This is a genomic window from Mesorhizobium sp. WSM4850, from assembly GCF_055811735.1.
The window spans coordinates 101,050-119,954 of sequence record NZ_JBVVPV010000012.1; the positions used below are offsets into that span (position 1 = coordinate 101,050).

An 18,905-nucleotide genomic window follows, 5' to 3' on the forward strand; every position below is an offset into this window, starting at 1 on the left:
TGGCCCTACAGGAGACAACGCCGTCATGGCCTTTCTTGCCGACGCCCTTTCCCGCGTAAAGCCTTCCGCGACCATCGCAGTGACGCAGAAAGCGCGCGAGCTGAAAAACGCCGGCCGTGACGTGATCGGGCTGGGTGCCGGCGAACCGGACTTCGACACGCCGGACAATATCAAGAACGCTGCGATCGAGGCCATCCGCCGCGGCGAAACGAAATATCCTCCAGTTTCCGGCATCGTGCCGCTGCGCGAGGCAATCGCCCAAAAATTCAAGCGAGAGAACAATCTCGATTACCGGCCGGAGCAGACCATCGTCGGCACCGGCGGCAAGCAGATCCTGTTCAATGCCTTCATGGCGACGCTGAACCCCGGCGACGAGGTCATCATTCCGAGGCCGTACTGGGTCAGCTATCCCGAGATGGTAGCGATCTGCGGCGGCACCCCGGCATTTGCCGACACCTCCATCGACAACGGCTTCAAGCTGACGGCGGCGGCGTTGCAAAAGGCGATCACGCCGCGCACCAAATGGTTGTTGATGAACTCACCGTCGAACCCGTCGGGCGCCGCCTACAGCGAGGCTGAGTTGCGCGCTCTGGCCGACGTGCTGCTCGAACACCCCAATGTCTGGGTGCTGACCGACGACATGTACGAGCATCTGATCTACGGCGATTTCGTCTTCACGACCATCGCCGAGGTCGAGCCGAAGCTTTATGAGCGCACCCTGACCATGAACGGCGTGTCGAAGGCCTATGCGATGACTGGCTGGCGCATCGGCTATGCGGCCGGGCCGGTGGCGCTGATCAAGGCGATGGACATGATCCAGGGCCAGCAGACCTCCGGCGCCTGCACCATTGCCCAGTGGGCATCGGTCGAGGCGCTGAACGGTCCGCAGGATTTCATTGCGAAAAACAAGGCGATTTTCCAGGCTCGGCGCGATCTCGTCGTGTCGATGCTCAATCAGGCGCGCGGCATCACATGTCCGTCTCCCGAAGGGGCTTTCTACGTCTATCCGTCCTGTTCCCAGTTGATCGGCAAGAAGACCAAAGCCGGCAAGCTGATCGACAGCGACGAAGCCTTCTGCTCGGAACTGCTCGAGGCCGAGGGCGTGGCGGTCGTGTTCGGTTCGGCATTCGGCCTCGGCCCGAACTTCCGCATCTCCTATGCCACGTCGGAGGCGTTGCTCGAAGAGGCCTGCGCCCGCATCCAGCGCTTCACCGCCTCGCTGACCTGATCAAGCGCATCTCGAACACCAAAACCCGGCTCGCAATCGGGTTTTGGCGGTCGGCGCCAGCCTCATCCCTGGCGACTGTGATTCGTTTCGCGCGCCGAACGAGCCTCGGCCGGCGCCAGAATGGCGGCCAGAAGCCCGGCCGTGACGAACGAAACGATGGCGGCCGTCAGCATCGCCGCATGGAAGCCCCCGGCATAAGCGGCTGCGAACAGATCGCGCAGGCCGTCCTTGCCCATCGCCGCATCGGCTGCGAAATCGTGCCTTGAAACCGCGGCGCGGGCCACCGCTCCGGCATTGGCGACACCGGCGTTTTCAAGATGCGCCGTCAGCAGGGCTGTTGCCCGCATCCTCATCAAGGCGCCGAGCAGGGCGATGCCGATGGCGGTGCCGCTCTGGCGGGTTGCGTTGATCACCGCCGACACCATGCCCGAACGCTCGCGCGGCGCAAACGACATCGCGGCAGCGCTGCCGGTCGGGATGGACAGCGCATTGCCGAGGCCGCCGACGGCAAACAGCAGGCCGATCGTCACATAGGGTGCCGAGGGTCCAACCCAGCACATGCCCAGCATGGAAAGACCGCTCGCAAGATAACCCGATGTCATCAGCGCCGAGTGTCCGTAGCGCTGACTGAGCCTGCCGATCGCCGGCGACACGACCATTTGGACAAGGAACAGCGGTGCCATGCGCAGGCCGGTCTGTGTCGGCCACCAGCCCTGTGCCTGCTGCAGGAACATCGAATAGAGGAAGACGCTGGTGTAGGAGGTGAGGCCGAGCGCGAACGAGGCGACATTGGCGACGGCGAAGCAAACGTCGCGGAACAGGCCAAGCGGCAGCATCGGCCGCGGCGTGCGTGCCTCGAAGACAAGGAATGCCACTAGGCCGGCGAAGCCGACGACAAGGGCGATAACAGCCTCTCGATCGCCCCAACCTTTTTCGCCTGCCGATATCAGGCCGAAGGTCAAGGCGCCCAGCCACAGAATGCTGAGCGCCAGGCCGACAAGGTCGAGATGGGCATGCTCGGGGTGTGAAGTCTCTACGATCGAAGCCGCACCGAGCGCGATCGTGGCCAAGCCGAGCGGCAGGTTGATCAGGAAAATGCTCTGCCATCCGGCGGTTTCGACCAGGATGCCGCCGACGACCAGGCCGGTGAGCAGCGAGACAGCTGCGAACGACGCCCAGCCTCCGATAACGCCGGCACGCTCGCGACCGTCGGGAAATGCCTGCGTCAGAATCGACAGCGCACCCGGAATGATCAGCGATCCGGCTATCCCTTGCACCACCCGGCCCACCAGCAGCACCGGCAGGTTACGCGCGATTGCACATATGGCAGAACCAGCCACGAAGATGCCGATGCCTGCCAGCCAGGAGCGCTTGCGCCCGTAGCGGTCGCCGATCAGGCCTGCCGACAGCATGAAGGCCGACAGGCAAAGCGTGTAGGCGTCGATCACCCATTGCAACCCGGCGAAATCGATGCCGAGCGCAATCTGGATCGTCGGCAGGGCGACGTTGACGATGCTGATGTCGAGCAGTGCGACGAATGTGCCGAGATAGACGGCGGCAACAAGAGGCAAGCGACGGTTCGACATGAAACCCAAACCTGAGCGTGGAAATCACCTACAATGATCAGACGCGACCAATGATCAGACGCGACGGCTTTTAGGTCCGATCAACGCCGCCATACTGCTCGTCGGTCACCGTCTCCAGCCAGTCGGCATGGACGCCGTCGAGCGCCTCCTGCATGGCGATATGGGCCATCGCCGATTTTGGACCGGCGCCATGCCAATGCTTTTCGTCAGGCGCAAACGAGATGACGTCGCCGGCCCTGATTGCCTGTATCGGCTCGCCCCAGCTTTGCGCCAGGCCGGCGCCTGACACGACATAGAGCGTCTGGCCCAGCGGATGCGTATGCCAGTGGGTACGCGCGCCGGGCTCGAAACCGACCATGACGGCGCGTAGCCGCGCCGGCGCTTCCTTCTCGATGATCGGCGTCTGCCACACGCGGCCGGTGAAGTACTTTTCCGGCGCAATGACGGTCGGTACGCTGCCGCAAGCAATGATCTTCATCGTCGCAAAGTCCTCAAGCTGATGGCGGATCGGTCGGCGACGATCCGCTCCTTTTTGTCGCAGAAAGCGGCACTTTCATCCGATAACCATCATGGCGCAACCGCTTTTGCGGCTGTTCGGCGACGGACCCTGTCACGGCATTGACGGAAAGCCCAGGCCCGCATTCGACGGCTTCGCCGATCATGGCTCAACATCAGGCGATCCTCCGATCTCAAATCACTTGCCCTCCCGCCTAACCCGTGGGACGATGCCTTTGGGTAGGCGGCAAACTGAAAAAGCCCCGCCCGCGACGGTCGACAGGCCGGCCGCCGCTCCCAGGGAAACGCCTGAGTGGAGGTCAGTCATGGGAACTCGCGCCGGAGGACGACGCACGGGACCGAAATGCATTGCCATAGTCGGTCCCTTTGCAAGCGGTAAGACGACACTTCTCGAAGCCATATTGGCCCGCACGGGCGCCATCCCCCGCCAGAATCCGGTCTCCTCGGGAAACACAGTTTCCGATCATTCGCCCGAGGCACGCGCCCACGCCATGAGCGTTGAGGCGACGTTTGCCACCACCGACTTCATGGGGGAGCAACTCACCTTCGTCGATTGTCCCGGCTCCATAGAATTCTCCTTCGAAGCCGAACCGGTTCTGGCCGCCTGCGACCTCGCCGTGGTCGTCGCCGAAGCCGACGAGAAGAAGATCCCTGCCCTGCAACTGATCATGCGCAAGCTCGACGATCTCGGCGTGCCGCGCATCATGTTCCTCAATAAGGTCGACAAGGCGATATCAGGCGTGCGAGACACGCTGAAGATGTTGCAGCCGGCGAGCTCGGTGCCTTTGCTGCTGCGCCAGATTCCCCTGCGCAAGGACGGCGTGGTGATCGGCTCGATCGATCTGGCGCTGGAGCGCGCCTACATCTATCGCGAATATGCCGAAAGCGAAGTCGCCCAGATTCCCAGCGACGACAAGGCGCGCGAGCTTGAAGCGCGCTTTTCCATGCTGGAGACGCTCGCCGACCATGATGATCAACTGATGGAGCAGCTGCTCGACGAAATCGAGCCGCCCAAGGACGCCATCTTCGACGACCTGGCCGCCGACTTGCGCGATGGTGCCGTGACGCCGGTGCTGATCGGCTCCGCCGAGAAGGGCAATGGTGTGCTGCGGCTGCTAAAAACGATCCGCCACGACGCGCCTGATGGTGAAGCAACACGCAAGCGCCTCGACGCACCTGACGGCAATGCGACCGTGGTCCAGGTGATGAAGACCATCCACACCGCGCATGGCGGCAAGCTGTCGATCTCGCGCATCCTGTCCGGCCAGCTTGCCGACGCCTCCGAGCTCTTCCTTTCGAACGGCGCGACGGCAAAGGTCTCCGGCATCTACAGAATGCTCGGCAAGGACCAGACCAAGCTCACCTCGGCCCCGGCCGGCGACACGGTCGCGCTCGGCAAGATGGACGAGGTCACGACCGGTCAGACCTTGAGCTCGGCCAAGGGCGGCATCAAGCCCTTGGTCACGCTGACGCCGCCGCAACCGGTCTTTGCCTTTGCGTTGCGACCGAAGGAACGCAAGGACGAGGTCAAGATGTCGGCCGCCATCCAGCGCCTTGCCGAAGAAGATCCCTCGCTCAGCGTGCGCCACAATCAGGATTCGGCTGAAACCGTGCTGTCGGGCCATGGCGAAATGCATCTGCGTGTCGTGCGCGAGCGGCTGGAGGGCAAGAACCAGATTCCGGTCGAAGGCCATCCGCCGGCTGTGCCTTACCGCGAGACGATCCGCAAAGCGGCGCAGCAGCGTGGCCGTCACAAGAAGCAGTCGGGCGGCCATGGCCAGTTCGGCGACGTGGTGATCGAGATCAAGCCGCTGCCTCGCGGCTCCGGTTTCCAGTTCACCGACACCATCACCGGCGGCGCCGTGCCGAAAACCTATATCCAGTCGGTCGAGGCCGGCGTACGCGATTATCTGAAATCGGGCCCGCTCGGCTTTCCTGTGGTCGACGTCGCCGTCAACCTGTCCGACGGCTCCTATCATTCCGTCGATTCGTCGGACATGGCCTTCCAGATGGCGGCAAAGCTGGCGATGAAGGAAGGCATGGCCGCCTGCTCGCCGGTGCTGCTTGAACCGATCATGAAGGTGGAAATCGTCACGCCGTCCGACGCAACATCGAGAATCATCGCCCTGATCCCGCAGCGGCGCGGCCAAATCCTCGGCTATGATGCGCGGCCCGGCTGGCCGGGATGGGATGTCGTCGAGGCGACCATGCCGCAGGCCGAGATCGGCGATCTGATCATCGAGCTGCGTTCGGCCACCGCGGGCGTGGCCAGCTATCGTGCCAGCTTCGACCATATGGCCGAACTCACCGGCCGCCTGGCCGACGAGGCGTTGAACGCCAATGGCAAGGCCGCCTGACACTGGAACTTGGCGACAGTCAGGCTGCAGAACACAAGGAAACGGCGTCCGGACATGATCCGGACGCCGTTCTCATGCGGACCGTCTTCGTGGGAGGCGAAATGGCAGGTCCGCCGCACATGCCGCCAACGCTTGACAGCCTCAGCGGAAGAATAGTTCGGACGCGGTAGCCGCCTGAGCCCGGATCGTCCGAGTGATGCCCCCATCTCCCGCACGAACCACACCGCGTCCTATGATCTGCTTAGTCGATGCTGCGCGCCTGCGACATGTTACCTGAGGTTACATGTCACTGTTACATGACATTTCGGTCGGCTTTGCGTCAGCGCCGGCAGGGATCGGGATACAAAAAAGCCGGATCAACGAAGATCCGGCTGAGTTTGATTGGAAGTGCCTGTTAAGGCTAACCTCCAGAGGGGAACACTCGAGGGCGCTAATGGGAGGAGAACGCGCCCAAGAGATGATCCATATATGTGCTCATCATGCCCAAGAAACAAGCATCTATTTTGCAACACTCGCATGCAAAATGACACAGGCTGTGGTCTAAGCCGTTGCTTGGCCTCGTAGGACCAGAAGAATCGCGAAATGTGGTGCGCAGCCAGTCAAGTATCATTGCGAAATGGCGAAACAGCGCCGATTTTCGGTCCAGAACGCCGAAAACAACGAATGATGGCGAATCAGGCAGTGCGCGTTTATTTTCGCGGCAGCCATGCATCGGCCCGAAAATCGCGCCGAAGGAGCCCCCATGAAGACCCGTCAGGCGATCGCCGGCAGCGCGCTGTTCTTCATCGCAGCGCCCGGTGTGGTCGCGGGATTGCTGCCTTGGCTGTTGACCGATCGCTATCATCTGCCGTGGTCGACCCTGCCCGGCTTGGTCCCGGTCGGCTGGGTCCTGATTGGCGTCGCAACCGCCTTGCTGCTTCATGCCTTTGCCCGTTTTGCTCTCGAGGGCCTCGGCACGCCCGCTCCGGGCGCGCCAACCGATCGACTGGTTGTCGGCGGCATCTACCGCCATGTCCGCAACCCGATGTATGTGGCCGTGCTGGCGATCATCCTTGGCCAGGCGCTGCTGTTTTCGAGCGCGGCTCTCGTCGCCTATGCCGCTATCGCCGCCGTCGCCATGGTCTCGTTCGTGAAGTTCCATGAGGAACCGACGCTTGCCCGCCGCTATGGCGCCGAGTACGAGGCCTACCGCCATGCCGTTCCAGGCTGGCTCCCCCGCCTGACGCCATGTCGGCCAATAAGGGATGATCGTCCGCGATGATAGCGCACTCGATTTGCAGAAGGTTTAGAACGACCAGCTTCGGGCCTTGGCGATGATGAAATCGCGGAAGACGTGCAGCTTCGCCTGGTTCTTCATCGCATCGGGATAGGCGAAATAGGTGTCGAAGGACGGCACTTCGGTCTCCGGCAGCAACTGCACCAGCCCTGAATCCTTGCTGACCACATAGTCGGGCAGCATGGCGATGCCGGCGCCGCCCTGGACCGCGCGTTTTATCGACAATATGTCGTTGATCTGCAGCGTCGGCACCCTCTGCCCGCCTTCGAAATCGCCGACCGTTTCCAGCCAGTTCAATTCCGACAGATGCGCCGGCACCGGCACGCCGAAGGTGACGATGCGATGGCTCTTCAGCTCTGCGATCGACGCCGGCTTGCCGTACTTGTTGACGTAGGAAGGGGCGGCGTAGAGATGGAAATGCACGGTGAACAGACGGCGCTGGATGAGATCGGGCTGCTGCGGCTGGCGCAGCCGGATCGCGCAGTCCGCCCGCCGCATGGTCAGGTCGAGTTCCTCGTTCGCCAGGATCAGCTGCAGGCTGATCTCGGGATAGAGCTCGATGAATTCCTGCACGCGCTCGGTCAGCCAGCCGGCGCCGAGCCCCACCGTGGTCGTCACCCTGAGCACGCCGGAAGGCCGATCCTTGGCCTCGGTCAGCCGCGACTTGATCGTCTCCAGCTTCATAAGCACGTCATGCGCCGTGCGGAACAGCATCTCACCCTGCTCGGTCAGCACCAGGCCGCGAGCATGGCGATTGAACAGCGGCACGCCGACATCATGTTCGAGCGCGCTGACCTGCCGCGAGATCGCCGATTGCGACAGATGCAGTGTCTCGGCGGCGTGGGTGAACGACCCAGCTTCCGCAGCAGCGTGAAACACGCGTAGCTTGTCCCAGTCCAACGCCATGATGCCCCCATTCTGTTTTCTGGCGTCTGAATGAAAAATCAGGCTTTTGCGCGGCTTTTCTCGGCCGCTTGTTTACTCCGCCGCTTCGCGGCGAACTTCGATCCCGGCGAGGTACTTTTCCGCCTCGAGCGCGGCCATGCAGCCGAGCCCCGCCGCCGTCACCGCCTGGCGGTAGATGTCGTCGGTCACGTCGCCGGCGGCGAACACGCCCGGCACGTCGGTGCAGGTCGAATCCGGCGCCGTCCACAGATAGCCGTTCGGCTTCTGCTTCAGCTTGCCGGCGAACAGCTCGACCGCCGGCGCATGGCCGATCGCCACGAACACGCCGTCGACCGTCAGATGCATCTCCTGGCCGGTCACCAGATTGCGCAGCTTCAGTCCTTCCACCGACGGCGGCAGCGGCATCTTGCCGGACTGGCCGGTGATCTCGTCGACGACGGTGTCCCAGATGACGCGGACATTGTCCTTCTTGAACAGCCGCTCGCTGAGGATGCGCTCGGCGCGGAAGTCGCTGCGCCGGTGGATGACCGTCACGCTCTTGGCCAGGTTGGAAAGGTAAAGCGCCTCCTCCACCGCCGAATTGCCGCCGCCGATCACCGCGACATCCTTGCCGCGATAGAAGAAGCCGTCGCAGGTGGCGCAGGCCGATACGCCGAAGCCCATGAAGGTCTGTTCGCTCGGGATGCCCAGCCATTTCGCCTGCGCACCGGTGGCGATAATCAGCGCGTCGGCGGTATAGGTGGCGCCGGAATCGCCCTTGGCACGAAACGGCCGCACGTTGAGGTCGACCTCGGTGATGATGTCGTTGATGACGTCGGTGCCGACATGCTCGGCCTGTTTCAGCATTTGCTCCATCAGCCACGGACCCTGAATCGGATCGGCGAAGCCCGGATAGTTTTCGACATCGGTGGTGATCATCAACTGGCCGCCCTGTTGCAGGCCGGCGACCAGCATCGGCTTCAGCATGGCGCGGGCGGCGTAGATTGCCGCCGTATAGCCGGCGGGACCGGAACCGATGATGAGAACGGGTGCGTGCTTGGACGTCATATCAGGGCTTTCACAACAACCGGACGCGAATGAAGCGTCCGGCACAGGGATCGATTTCGGCCCTAATCTAGGTGTTGCAGGCGACGCCAGCAAGACGACCCGGCCTTCGTCCCCGGAAAGCTTCCGCACAAACAGACGATCCATGAACATCCTGGCGGCGACTGTTCGAAAATCAGTGACTGAAGGGATGGAATGGACACCAAAGTCGTTTAATTACAAGATCACGAATGATTCTTGCGTGAAGCGCCAAGGTATCCATGCCGCTCAAAGCCGATCTCGATGCCATCGACTGGAAGATCCTGCGCGAGCTTCAGCACGATGGGCGCATGACCAATGTCGAATTGTCCGGCCGCGTCGGCATTTCTGCGCCGCCATGCCTGCGTCGCGTCAGGCGGCTGGAAGAGACCGGCATCATCCGCGGCTATCGCGCCTTGCTCAATGCGCCGGCGCTCGGCCTGGATGTCGTCGCCTTTTGCCTCATCGGCCTGCATCACCAGGCCGACGCGGAGCTGAAAACCTTCGCCGAACGCACCCGCGGCTGGCCGATCGTTCGCGACGCCTGGATGGTGTCGGGCGAATCCGACTTTTTGCTGCATTGCGTGGCGAGCGACCTCGGCGCCTTTCAGACCTTCGTCATCGAGGAACTGGCCTCGGCGCCGAATGTCGACACGGTGCGGACGGCACTGACCATCCGTCGCGTCAAGGACGAGGGCCTGGTGGCTTTCAGCGAAGCGAGACCTTAATCCCGGCCGAGCTCGGCGATGGCGTCGCAGAGTTTGCTGTGATCGTTATCGGTCGTCAGGTTGCGCGTCCTGAACATGCCTTGGCCGGAAGTCCGATCGGATCGGCCGTTCACCAGCCAACCCTCGCAGAGCCCGGCTCGCCGCCCGGCTTCCATGTCATCGGCCTTGTCGCCGACGATGATCGATCGGCTGATATCCACGCCCAGCAGATCGCGGGCGCGCAGAAGCATGCCCGGATTGGGCTTGCGCATCGGATGATCACCTGCTGCCAGCTCGCCCGTCCCGCTCGAATGGTAGGCGCAGGCGAGCACCAGATCGATCCGGCAATTCTGCGCTTCGAGAAGCGCCAGCAACCGGGCACTGACCGCGGCGAACTCCGGCCAGCCGAAATAGCCGCGGGCTATGCCTGATTGATTGGAGACCACCATTGCCGGAAGGCCGGCGATGTTGGCCGTTCGGATCACCGGCAGCATCTGCGGCCGAAGCACGATGTCAGCCGGATCGCTGGGGTAGCCGCTATCGACATTGATGGTGCCGTCGCGGTCGAGGAACAACGCCGGCATGCCAGCTGGATAAGCCGACGTACCGATCCGCTCGACCCACAGGCCCGGCGCTTCGAGCGGGTAATGATCGGATCTCACGACCGGGCCGATGTCAGCCATCACAGAGGCGCGCTTCGACCATTTCGCACAGATGATGATAGAGGCACAGATGCCCCTGCTGGATGATCGGCGTCGAGGTCGAGGGCACGTTGAGCAGGATATCGGAGAGCGGCTTGAGCTTGCCGCCGCTGTCGCCGGTCAGGCTGATCACTGTCATGTCCATCATGCGCGCCTGCTCGGCGGCGGCGAGGATGCTGGGCGAGTTGCCGCTGGTCGAGATGGCGAGCAGCGCGGCGCCCGCGGCGCCATGCGCCTCGACCTGGCGTGAAAACACCGTGTCGAAGCCGTAATCATTGCCCCAGGCGGTCAGCACCGCCGCATTGGCCGGCAGCGCGATGACGTTGTAGGCCTTGCGCTCCCTCAGGAAGCGGCCGACCAGTTCGCCGGCGATGTGAATGGCGTCGCTGGCCGAGCCGCCATTGCCGCAGATCAGCAGCGCCTTGCCCTGCGAAAGCGCGGCGACGACGGCGGTAACCGCCCGCTCCATCTCGCCGGTGAGGTCGCGCTCGACCATCGCGGTGATCGCGGCCGCCGAGCGGACCAGATAGTCGTTCAGTTCGGACATGAAAACCTCAGTTTGTGCTTCCGGCGCGCAACTTGCCGATGGTGCCGGTGGTGCTCTTGCCGGCGACGAGATCGACCAGCACGACGCGGCCGCCCGCCTTTTGCACGATTTCGGCGCCGACCACCTGATCGATCGTATAATCGGCGCCCTTGACCAGTATGTCCGGCTTCAGCGCCTCAATCAGCGCGAGCGGCGTGTCTTCCTCGAAGACGACGACGGCATCGACCGAGGCAAGCGCCGCCAGCACGCAGGCGCGGTCATGCTCGTCGTTGACCGGGCGCCCCGGCCCTTTCAGCCGGCGCACCGAGGCATCGCTGTTGAGGCCGAGAACCAGCCGGTCGCACTGGCTGCGCGCCGCATGCAAAAGGCTGACATGGCCGGCATGAAGGATATCGAAGCAGCCATTGGTGAAGCCGACGCTCAGGCCTTCGTCCTTCCACGTCGCCACCAGCCGTGCGGCGGCGGTGGCATCGAGAATTGCATCCTTGTGGGCAACCGGTCCATGCGAGCGAAACAGCGCCCCGGTGAGTTCCTCGACCGTCAGCCGTGCGGTGCCGCGTTTTCCCACCACCACGCCAGCCGCCGCGTTGGCGATGGCCGCGGCAATGACGCGGTCGGCGCCCGCAGCCAGGGCCAACGCAAACGTAGCGATGACAGTGTCGCCGGCGCCGGAAACGTCGAACACCTCCCGCGCCTGCGTGGAAATGTGGCGGGCATCGTCGGCATCGACGACGCTCATGCCTTTTTCGCTGCGCGTCGCGACGACGAAATCGAAGCCATGTGCCGAGATCAGCTCACGCGCCGCGGCGACGATCTCGTCATCGGCAAACACCGCGCGTCCGACCGCCTCGCCAAGTTCCTTGCGATTGGGGGTGATCGCCGACGCCCCGGAGTAGTAAGCATAGTCGCGGCCCTTGGGATCGACCAGCACCGGCTTTCCCGCCTCGCGGCAGATCGAGATCAGCTCGCCGGCGACGCCGTCGAGCAACATGCCCTTGCCGTAGTCGGACAGGATGACGATGTCGGCTTGCGCGAGCCCGGCGCGGAAAAACCGGATCAGCGTCGCCCGCTCGGCGTCGCGTAGCGGCTTGATTTCCTCTTCGTCGAAGCGCAGCACCTGCTGGTTGAGCGCGCTGAAACGGCTTTTCGACGAGGTCATCCGGTTGGCGTCCTGTGCGAGACCGCCGGTGTCGACGCCAAGCTCGGTAAGCATGCGCATGAGATTGTCGCCGGCCGGATCGGCGCCGATCACCGAAACCGGTATCGCGGCAGCGCCGAGCGAGACGATGTTGGCGACGACATTCCCGGCGCCACCCATCGCCGAGGTTTCGCCACGCCCGCGCAGCACCGGAATAGGCGCTTCAGGCGAAATCCGCTCGATGACGCCGTTGAGGAAACGGTCGAGGATGAAGTCGCCGACCACCAGCACGGTGACGTTGCCGAACCGCGAGATGGCGCGGTGAAGCGGTTCAGGAGAAGGCAGGTATTGCTCGCTCATGTCATCTTCGACGTGCAATGAGAGCCGGTCCCGATGCTGTGAAAACGCTGGACTGGCAGGGCTGGTCGTTCATGGCGAAGCCGATATACCGCAATTCGGCTCAGCGCAACGGCAGGCTCCGAACCGACCACAGCCAACGCCGGTTGGCCGATCAACTTTTCTGCAAAGCGACATGAACACCCAATCCGACCAGCACCGCGCCGCCCGCACGCCGCATCAGGCATTGCCCGCCGTTTGACGCCCACCCAACCGCCGGTTTGCGACCTGCTTTATCGACAGCCCGGCAAGCCTCCCCTATAAGGGCCGGAATCGGCACAAGATACCAGAGGCTTTCATGATCATCGTCACGGGCGGCGCCGGCATGATCGGCTCAAACATCGTCGCCGCGCTCAATGCCGAAGGGATCAGCGACATTCTCGTCGTTGACGACCTGACCGACGGCCACAGAATCGCCAATCTCGCCGACCTGCAGATCGCCGATTATCTCGACAAGGACGATTTCCTGCCGCGGATGGAGGCCGGGGACCTCGGCCGCATCGAGGCCGTCTTCCACCAGGGCGCCTGCTCGACCACCACCGAGTGGAACGGCAAGTTCATGATGGAGGTGAACTACGCCTATTCGAAGCGGCTGCTGCATGCCTGCCTGGCGCTGCGGCTGCCTTTCCTCTATGCCTCCTCGGCTTCGGTCTATGGCGGCGGCGCCGAGTTTCGCGAGGAGCCGGAATGCGAACGCCCGCTCAATGTCTATGCCTATTCAAAGAAGCTGTTCGACGACTATGTCCGCCGCACCGTCTTCGAAACCGACCATTCGCCGGTGGCAGGCCTGCGCTACTTCAACGTCTATGGCCCACGCGAGGCGCACAAGGGCGCCATGGCCTCGGTCGCCTACCACCTGTTCAACCAGGTCGAGCAAGGCCACAACCCAAAGCTGTTCGGCGCCTATGACGGTTTCGGACCTGGCGAGCAGAGCCGCGACTTCATCCATGTCGGCGACGTTGCCGATATCAATCTGTGGTTGTGGAAACGCGGATCGAGCGGCATCTTCAACTGCGGCACCGGCCGTGCCCAGCCGTTCCGCGCCATTGCCGAAACTGTGATCGGCGCGCTAGGCAAAGGCGAGATCGAGTTCATCGACTTCCCCGATCACCTCAAGGGCAGCTACCAGAGTTTTACGCAAGCTGACATGTCCCGGTTGCGCGCCGCCGGTTACAATGGTCAGTTTCGCACAGTGGAAACCGGCGTCAGAGACTATGTCGAATGGCTGAAAGCCCAACGATCCTCGTGATCGGCCCACGCTGGGTGGGCGACATGGTGATGGCGCAGTGCCTGTTCTCGGCGCTGGGAGAGCTTCACCCGAACGCCGCGATCGACGTGCTGGCGCCGGCATGGGCGGCGCCACTGGTCAAGCGGATGCCCGAAATACGCCGGCAGGTCGATCTGCCGCTGAAATCCGGAGCCCTGGAATTCCGCATGCGAAGGCGCATCGGCCGCCTGCTGCGCGGCCACTACGACATCGCCTATGTCATGCCTGGAAGCTGGAAGTCGGCGCTGGTCCCGTTCTTTGCCCGCATTCCGCGCCGTGTCGGCTACCTCAAGGAAATGCGCTACGGGCTGCTGACCGATATCGTAGCCTTGTCCGACGATGTGAAACGGCGCACGGCGCAGGCCTATTTCGGCCTCGCGCAAGGCGGTACGTTCCATGCCCCCAAGCTCGCCGTCGACACGAAAAACCAGGCGACATTGCTGGGCCGCTTCGGGCTGGAGGCGAATAAATTCGTCGCGCTGATGCCCGGCGCCGAGTTCGGGCCGGCCAAACGCTGGCCGAGCGACCGCTATGCCGGCCTTGCCCGCGACATGATGGAAAAAGGTTTTGCGGTCGCGCTGTTCGGGTCGAAGAACGACGCCGACGTAACGGCGGAAATCGCCACGCTTGCCCCAGGCGCTGTCGACCTCGCCGGCCAGACGCGGCTCGAGGACGCCATCGACCTGATCGCCGCGGCCAGGATTGCGGTGTCGAACGACAGTGGACTGATGCATGTCGCCGCCGCGGTCGGCACGCCGATCGTAGCCGTCTACGGATCGACCTCGCCGCACAATACGCCGCCGCTCGCCGAGCAGCGCGAACTGGTCTGGCTCGGCCTGTCCTGTTCGCCCTGCCACCGGAAAATCTGCCCGCTCGGCCACCTCAACTGCCTGAACACGCTTGAGGTGGCACAGGTCGCGGCAGCGGTGGAACGGCTATTGGAAATGCCGGCCGCCGCATGAGGGTGCTGATCGTCAAGACATCTTCGATGGGTGACGTCATCCACAGCTTTCCGGCCGTCGAGGATGCGCGCCGCAAGCGGCCGGGCGTGTCGTTCGACTGGTGTGTGGAAGAGGCTTTTGCCGGCATCGTGGCGTTGCATCCGGCGATCGCAACCATCCACACCGTGGCAATCCGGCGCTGGCGCACAAGCCCGCTCGGCCGCGGCACATGGCGCGAGGCAGCGGGGTTGCGCCGCGCCTTGCGGGATTGCCGCTACGATCTCGTCATCGATGGGCAAGGATTGCTGAAGTCGGCCGTGGTGGCGAAACAGGCCGCAGCGCCGATCGCCGGCTTCGACCGGTCGAGCGCTCGCGAGCCTTCGGCGACCGTGTTCTACGACCGCCGCTATGCTGTGCCGCGCGATCTGCACGCCATCGAACGCACAAGGCGGCTGTTCGGGCTGGCGCTCGGCTATGAACCGGATTTTTCCGGGCTCGAGTCCGGCATCGTGCCGCCAGCCGTCGAGGCGACTTTTGTCGGCGGAAACACCGCCTTCCTGCTGCACGGCACCAGCCGCGAGGACAAGAAATGGCCGGTCGGCAACTGGATCGAGACGGCCCGGCTTCTCGTGGAAAGAGGAATGACGCCGGTCACCACCTGGTCGAACGACAGGGAAAAGGCGGTTGCCGAGGCGATTGCCCAGGCTGTTCCACAGACAGTGCTGGTGCCGAAATCACCGCTTGCCGAGATCGCCGCGATCATCGGCCGGTCGGTGCTGGTCATCGGCGCCGATACCGGCCTTACCCACCTCGCCAGTGCCTTCGGCCTGCCGACGGTGGCGGTGTTTGTGGCGACAGAACCCGGCTTGACCGGCCCGCGCGGGCCATTCTCGTCAACGCTGCTGGCCGCGCCCGGCGCTCGTGTCGCGCCTGAGGAGGTGTTGGCTGAGGCAGAGAAGTTGCTGGAGCGTCAAGCGCTTGGTCGGGCCGGCGCCGGCAAGAATTGATTTGTGCAAATCAATTCAATCGGAAAGGTCGGCGCCGCCCTCTTCCCTTCTCCCCTTGTGGGAGAAGGTGGATTGGCGCGCAGCGCCAAGACGGTTGAGGGGTGCTGGCCGGAGTGCTGTTGGTGCCAAGCTGGAACACCCCTCATCCGACCTCGCTTCGCGAGGCCACCTTCTCCCACAAGGGGAGAAGGCAGAGCAGCGCCAATTCTTAAATGAACTGCACCTGGACGATCTCGTAGCCCCGCGCGCCGCCTGGCGCGTTGACCTCGATGGCATCGCCGACTTCCTTGCCGATCAGCGCCCGCGCGATCGGCGAGGAGATCGAAATGCGGCCGGACTTCACGTCCGCTTCCTGGTCGCCGACGATCTGGTAGGTCTTCTTCTCTTCCGTGTCCTCGTCGACCAGCACCACGGTCGCGCCGAACTTGACCTTTTCGCCGCTGAGCTTGGTGATGTCGATCACTTCGGCGCGGGCGATAAAATCCTCGAGCTCGTTGACGCGGCCCTCATTGAGACTCTGCGCCTCTTTCGCCGCATGGTATTCCGCGTTTTCAGAGAGATCGCCGTGCGAGCGCGCTTCGGAGATTGCTTCGATGATGCGCGGCCGCTCTTCCTGCTGGCGCCAGCGCAGTTCTTCCTTCAATGACGCGAACCCCTCGCCTGTCATCGGGACCTTGTTCATAATGCCTGACCTTTCCTGCCGCCGCCCCCGCATTCCGGGAGCGACCTTGTCGATGGGTACAAAAAGAAAACGGTCCGGCAGCCTCGGGCTAACGGAACCGTGTCACCGCAATTTCCTCCAATATAGCAATCTTCGCGGGTTTTTCACGCCAAAAAATCGGTTTTGAAAAATTCGCCCGCCATTTGTGGAAATGCCGTCATGGCAGCCCGGCTGGCCGGGCGAGCGGCAATAAAAACCGGCTGCGATTGCTCACAGCCGGTGGTGAGGAAAAGTTCGGCTTCTATTCAGCTCTTCATGAAACGGTCTATCTGCTCGGACAGCATGCCGTATTCACGAGATCCCTTGCCGATGCGTTTCTCGATCTCGCGGAGCTGTTCCCGGGCGCCGGCGAGATCGCCGATCTGCAGATGCGCCTCGCCGAGATATTCGCGTACCAGCGTGTAATCGGGATCGATGCGCAGCGCTTCCTCATAATAGCCGAGACCGACGGTGACGCGTCCGGAATGGCGGTGCGAGTAGCCGAGGTAGTTGAGGATGCGAGGGTCTTTCTTGTCCGCAGCCAGGCTGAGCACGGCGATCGCCTCGTCATAACGTCCTGCCATCGCCAGCGCGTGGCCGGCTTCATAGATGTTGTCGTCGTCCAGCATGCCGTGCTTGGGCGCGACGCACTTCTTCAGTTTCTTGTCCCAGACCTTGCCTTTCTTGCACTGTGTCGTCTGGCTGCCATCGCCACCGCCTCCACCTTCACCGGCCGAAAACGCCGGAACAGCAAACAGCGGCAGGGCGGCAACCGCCAGAACCTGGATCAGCAATCGTCTGCGCATCGAACTCTCCTTGAAGCATGACAATGCAAGACTAACGCCGGGCAAAAGCGGTTTCATCCCGGAAAAAAGCCACGGTCAGTGAAAGCCTTTTCAACGGCCCGCGCCAGTCGGAAAATGGAAGCGCCGAACAAAACGTGACGAGCGCTGCAAATCCGCTATCATCCAGCAAACGCCAACGGAGTATGCGGAGACGGCCAGTGCAGCGGCGCCTTGAAAAAGAATGGGAGCTTTCGATCGGTCCCGACACGGTGCGCCTGTTCATCCTCAAGGCGAAGGCGTTGAGCGCCGCCGTCAACGAAGACTATGCCGATGGTGCCGAGCACGAGGTAGAACTCGATAGCGAGACGCATGACAACCATCATCATGACGGTCTCGTCGAGGAACGTTCCGAGGACCTCACCGAAGAAGAGCTGCGCGAACTGATCAACGACCTCAATGTCGATGAGGCGGCCGAACTCGTCGCCCTCGCCTGGGTTGGACGCGGCGACTATGACGCCTCGGAATGGGCGGACGCGCTGACGGCCGCGCGCGAGCGCGCCAACAAGCGCACGGCGAAATATCTGCTCGGCATGCCGCTGTTGGCCGACTGGCTGGAGGAAGGGCTGGAAGCGATCGGTGCGTAACAACGCGGTCACCGTTTGTGATCGGCCAAAACTGTCGTTCAGGCAACTTCCGTATCCGCCCGCCGTTAAGGGCGAATGGCGGCGCTGACCCCTCCCACATCGATCAGATTGGCCGGATTGATCAGATTGGCGCTGCCTTTGGCGGCGGCGATGCTGTCCGCAGGAGCGGCCTTGGCCCAAGCTCCGGAACTGCCCGATAACGTACCCGTCCCGGAGCTCAATCAATCGCAATCAGCGCAAGAAGCTGCACCTGCCGACGTGCCGATCCCCGAGCCACGCCCTGCGGATGCGCCAGAGCCTGATCAACCCGCGACCGACAAAATGGACCAGCAGAAGTCGGACCAGCATCAGCAAGCCCGGCCGCAGCCGCCGGCAGTCGCTCCGACGCCGACCGAAAAGCCCGCCGAGGCAGAACCACCGGCCGCCGCGCCAAAACCACCGGAGATACCGGCGCAGGCGCCGGAGAAAAAAATCCCTCCCGACCCGCGCTCGGCCGCTGTGCCGCAGGAGAAAATGCCGGACGAGGAACTGGCCTGCCGCCGGCGGCTGAAGTCGATGGGCGTCGACTTCGAGGAACGCAAAGCCGAGCACGATGCGGCGGTCGGCTGCTCTATCCCCTATCCGATCGCACTGAAGACGCTTGGCAAGTCATTGGATATCAACCCCGAATCCGAGTTGAATTGCCAGATGGCCGAGGCCGCCGCGCGCTTCGCCGCCGATATCGTCCAGCCGGCGGCCAAGGCCGAGCTCGGCGCCGAACTCAAGTCGGTCGGCCAGGCATCCGCCTTCGTCTGCCGCCACCGCAATGGCGGCGGGAAATTGTCGGAGCACGCCTTCGGCAACGCGCTCGACATCGCCAGCTTCACGCTTTCGGACGGCAGGAGGATCGACATCCGCCCGGCGCCGCCGGAAAAGGACGCGAAATTCCTGAACGCAATACGCAAGGCAGCCTGCGGACCGTTCAAGACCGTGCTTGGCCCGGGCAGCGATGCCGATCATTCGCTGCATCTCCATCTCGATCTTGCACCGCGCCGCAACGGCGGCACCTTCTGCCAGTGATATGGTTGCGGACCGACGCGCCGCAATTTGGCCGCAGCCGTAAACGCAGCCGCTGATTTTTCCTTTACTGTTGGCGGGTAAG

18 protein-coding genes and 1 pseudogene are annotated in these 18,905 nt (G+C 63.2%); 9 read left to right on the forward strand and 10 right to left on the reverse strand.

The window, feature by feature from the left end; all coding sequences use genetic code 11:
- Positions 1-25 precede the first annotated feature (25 nt).
- Complete coding sequence (locus AC0L2Z_RS14625) at positions 26-1,228, forward strand: pyridoxal phosphate-dependent aminotransferase (protein WP_023799790.1); 1,203 nt, start codon at positions 26-28, stop codon at positions 1,226-1,228.
- A 62-nt stretch (positions 1,229-1,290) separates the two neighbouring features.
- Here AC0L2Z_RS14625 and AC0L2Z_RS14630 read toward each other — a convergent pair whose 3' ends face one another.
- Together AC0L2Z_RS14630 and AC0L2Z_RS14635 are read right to left on the reverse strand one after the other, a co-directional pair.
- A complete protein-coding gene (locus AC0L2Z_RS14630) occupies positions 1,291-2,814 on the reverse strand; it encodes an MFS transporter (protein WP_473628460.1) in 1,524 nt (507 codons plus the stop codon).
- A 70-nt stretch (positions 2,815-2,884) separates the two neighbouring features.
- Positions 2,885-3,292, reverse strand: coding sequence for a (R)-mandelonitrile lyase (locus tag AC0L2Z_RS14635; RefSeq protein WP_027151128.1), 408 nt, complete (start codon positions 3,290-3,292; stop codon positions 2,885-2,887).
- Positions 3,293-3,635: 343 nt separating this feature from the next.
- Here AC0L2Z_RS14635 and AC0L2Z_RS14640 point away from each other — a divergent pair, with 343 nt between their 5' ends.
- Complete coding sequence (locus AC0L2Z_RS14640; RefSeq protein WP_473628461.1) at positions 3,636-5,687, forward strand: elongation factor G; 2,052 nt, start codon at positions 3,636-3,638, stop codon at positions 5,685-5,687.
- 742 nt (positions 5,688-6,429) lie between these two features.
- Positions 6,430-6,948: a methyltransferase family protein gene (locus tag AC0L2Z_RS14645; RefSeq protein WP_473628463.1), complete on the forward strand. Its 519-nt coding sequence runs from the start codon at positions 6,430-6,432 to the stop codon at positions 6,946-6,948.
- Between the two features lie 24 nt (positions 6,949-6,972).
- On the opposite strand, the gene AC0L2Z_RS14650 is transcribed toward AC0L2Z_RS14645, so the two are convergent.
- Positions 6,973-7,869: a LysR family transcriptional regulator gene (locus AC0L2Z_RS14650; RefSeq protein WP_023799796.1), complete on the reverse strand. Its 897-nt coding sequence runs from the start codon at positions 7,867-7,869 to the stop codon at positions 6,973-6,975.
- A 72-nt stretch (positions 7,870-7,941) separates the two neighbouring features.
- Positions 7,942-8,916 (reverse strand): thioredoxin-disulfide reductase, encoded by a 975-nt coding sequence (gene trxB, locus AC0L2Z_RS14655; protein WP_473628465.1) that lies wholly within the window; start codon positions 8,914-8,916, stop codon positions 7,942-7,944.
- A gap of 257 nt (positions 8,917-9,173) precedes the next feature.
- On the opposite strand from trxB, the gene AC0L2Z_RS14660 reads away from it, so the two are divergent.
- Entirely contained in the window at positions 9,174-9,659 is a 486-nt protein-coding gene (locus AC0L2Z_RS14660; protein WP_077379873.1) for an Lrp/AsnC family transcriptional regulator, read from the forward strand.
- Here AC0L2Z_RS14660 and AC0L2Z_RS14665 read toward each other — a convergent pair.
- The 4 genes and pseudogenes from AC0L2Z_RS14665 to AC0L2Z_RS14680 all read right to left on the reverse strand — a co-directional run.
- Positions 9,656-10,321 carry a D-glycero-alpha-D-manno-heptose-1,7-bisphosphate 7-phosphatase gene (locus AC0L2Z_RS14665; protein ID WP_473628467.1) on the reverse strand — a complete coding sequence of 222 codons (666 nt, stop codon included), beginning with the start codon at positions 10,319-10,321 and terminating at the stop codon, positions 9,656-9,658. The genes AC0L2Z_RS14660 and AC0L2Z_RS14665 overlap by 4 nt on opposite strands.
- A complete protein-coding gene (locus AC0L2Z_RS14670) occupies positions 10,314-10,886 on the reverse strand; it encodes a D-sedoheptulose-7-phosphate isomerase (protein WP_473628469.1) in 573 nt (190 codons plus the stop codon). Before AC0L2Z_RS14670 ends, AC0L2Z_RS14665 begins: the two co-directional genes overlap by 8 nt.
- Before the next feature lie 7 nt (positions 10,887-10,893).
- Positions 10,894-12,384 (reverse strand): D-glycero-beta-D-manno-heptose-7-phosphate kinase, encoded by a 1,491-nt coding sequence (gene rfaE1 / locus AC0L2Z_RS14675; RefSeq protein ID WP_473628470.1) that lies wholly within the window; start codon positions 12,382-12,384, stop codon positions 10,894-10,896.
- 151 nt (positions 12,385-12,535) lie between these two features.
- Positions 12,536-12,622: pseudogene (locus AC0L2Z_RS14680) on the reverse strand (LysE family translocator); the annotation flags it as partial.
- Positions 12,623-12,718: 96 nt separating this feature from the next.
- On the opposite strand from AC0L2Z_RS14680, the gene rfaD reads away from it, so the two are divergent.
- Genes rfaD through waaC form a run of 3 tightly spaced genes read left to right on the forward strand, consistent with a single transcriptional unit; the run spans position 12,719 to position 15,635 of the window.
- A complete protein-coding gene (gene rfaD, locus AC0L2Z_RS14685; RefSeq protein WP_473628471.1) occupies positions 12,719-13,669 on the forward strand; it encodes an ADP-glyceromanno-heptose 6-epimerase in 951 nt (316 codons plus the stop codon).
- Positions 13,642-14,649: a lipopolysaccharide heptosyltransferase II gene (gene waaF / locus AC0L2Z_RS14690; protein WP_473628473.1), complete on the forward strand. Its 1,008-nt coding sequence runs from the start codon at positions 13,642-13,644 to the stop codon at positions 14,647-14,649. Before rfaD ends, waaF begins: the two co-directional genes overlap by 28 nt.
- Positions 14,646-15,635: a lipopolysaccharide heptosyltransferase I gene (waaC, locus tag AC0L2Z_RS14695; RefSeq protein WP_473628474.1), complete on the forward strand. Its 990-nt coding sequence runs from the start codon at positions 14,646-14,648 to the stop codon at positions 15,633-15,635. The genes waaF and waaC overlap by 4 nt, the downstream gene beginning before the upstream one ends.
- A 208-nt stretch (positions 15,636-15,843) precedes the next feature.
- On the opposite strand, the gene greA is transcribed toward waaC, so the two are convergent.
- Together greA and AC0L2Z_RS14705 are read right to left on the reverse strand one after the other, a co-directional pair.
- The gene (gene greA, locus AC0L2Z_RS14700) at positions 15,844-16,317 is read right to left on the reverse strand and encodes a transcription elongation factor GreA (RefSeq protein ID WP_023799806.1); all 474 of its coding nucleotides are present in this window, start codon (positions 16,315-16,317) and stop codon (positions 15,844-15,846) included.
- Positions 16,318-16,601: 284 nt separating this feature from the next.
- Positions 16,602-17,141 carry a tetratricopeptide repeat protein gene (locus tag AC0L2Z_RS14705; protein WP_091594986.1) on the reverse strand — a complete coding sequence of 180 codons (540 nt, stop codon included), beginning with the start codon at positions 17,139-17,141 and terminating at the stop codon, positions 16,602-16,604.
- A gap of 197 nt (positions 17,142-17,338) precedes the next feature.
- Here AC0L2Z_RS14705 and AC0L2Z_RS14710 point away from each other — a divergent pair, with 197 nt between their 5' ends.
- Both AC0L2Z_RS14710 and AC0L2Z_RS14715 read left to right on the forward strand, forming a co-directional pair.
- Positions 17,339-17,764, forward strand: a complete 426-nt coding sequence (locus AC0L2Z_RS14710; RefSeq protein ID WP_473628476.1) for a DUF3775 domain-containing protein — start codon at positions 17,339-17,341, stop codon at positions 17,762-17,764.
- A 75-nt stretch (positions 17,765-17,839) separates the two neighbouring features.
- Entirely contained in the window at positions 17,840-18,823 is a 984-nt protein-coding gene (locus tag AC0L2Z_RS14715) for an extensin-like domain-containing protein (protein ID WP_473628477.1), read from the forward strand.
- The last annotated feature ends 82 nt before the right edge of the window (positions 18,824-18,905 follow it).

Bases quoted from the DNA above. Each gene is read 5' to 3' on its own strand.
- AC0L2Z_RS14635 (WP_027151128.1), bottom strand. From the start codon at position 3,292: ATGAAGATCATTGCTTGCGGCAGCGTACCGACCGTCATTGCGCCGGAA.
- AC0L2Z_RS14660 (WP_077379873.1), top strand. From the start codon at position 9,174: ATGCCGCTCAAAGCCGATCTCGATGCCATCGACTGGAAGATCCTGCGC.
- AC0L2Z_RS14630 (WP_473628460.1), bottom strand. From the start codon at position 2,814: ATGTCGAACCGTCGCTTGCCTCTTGTTGCCGCCGTCTATCTCGGCACA.
- rfaD (WP_473628471.1), top strand. From the start codon at position 12,719: ATGATCATCGTCACGGGCGGCGCCGGCATGATCGGCTCAAACATCGTC.
- waaC (WP_473628474.1), top strand. From the start codon at position 14,646: ATGAGGGTGCTGATCGTCAAGACATCTTCGATGGGTGACGTCATCCAC.
- AC0L2Z_RS14625 (WP_023799790.1), top strand. From the start codon at position 26: ATGGCCTTTCTTGCCGACGCCCTTTCCCGCGTAAAGCCTTCCGCGACC.
- AC0L2Z_RS14640 (WP_473628461.1), top strand. From the start codon at position 3,636: ATGGGAACTCGCGCCGGAGGACGACGCACGGGACCGAAATGCATTGCC.
- AC0L2Z_RS14705 (WP_091594986.1), bottom strand. From the start codon at position 17,141: ATGCGCAGACGATTGCTGATCCAGGTTCTGGCGGTTGCCGCCCTGCCG.
- AC0L2Z_RS14645 (WP_473628463.1), top strand. From the start codon at position 6,430: ATGAAGACCCGTCAGGCGATCGCCGGCAGCGCGCTGTTCTTCATCGCA.
- AC0L2Z_RS14715 (WP_473628477.1), top strand. From the start codon at position 17,840: ATGGCGGCGCTGACCCCTCCCACATCGATCAGATTGGCCGGATTGATC.
- trxB (WP_473628465.1), bottom strand. From the start codon at position 8,916: ATGACGTCCAAGCACGCACCCGTTCTCATCATCGGTTCCGGTCCCGCC.
- greA (WP_023799806.1), bottom strand. From the start codon at position 16,317: ATGAACAAGGTCCCGATGACAGGCGAGGGGTTCGCGTCATTGAAGGAA.
- waaF (WP_473628473.1), top strand. From the start codon at position 13,642: ATGGCTGAAAGCCCAACGATCCTCGTGATCGGCCCACGCTGGGTGGGC.
- rfaE1 (WP_473628470.1), bottom strand. From the start codon at position 12,384: ATGAGCGAGCAATACCTGCCTTCTCCTGAACCGCTTCACCGCGCCATC.
- AC0L2Z_RS14650 (WP_023799796.1), bottom strand. From the start codon at position 7,869: ATGGCGTTGGACTGGGACAAGCTACGCGTGTTTCACGCTGCTGCGGAA.
- AC0L2Z_RS14670 (WP_473628469.1), bottom strand. From the start codon at position 10,886: ATGTCCGAACTGAACGACTATCTGGTCCGCTCGGCGGCCGCGATCACC.
- AC0L2Z_RS14665 (WP_473628467.1), bottom strand. From the start codon at position 10,321: ATGGCTGACATCGGCCCGGTCGTGAGATCCGATCATTACCCGCTCGAA.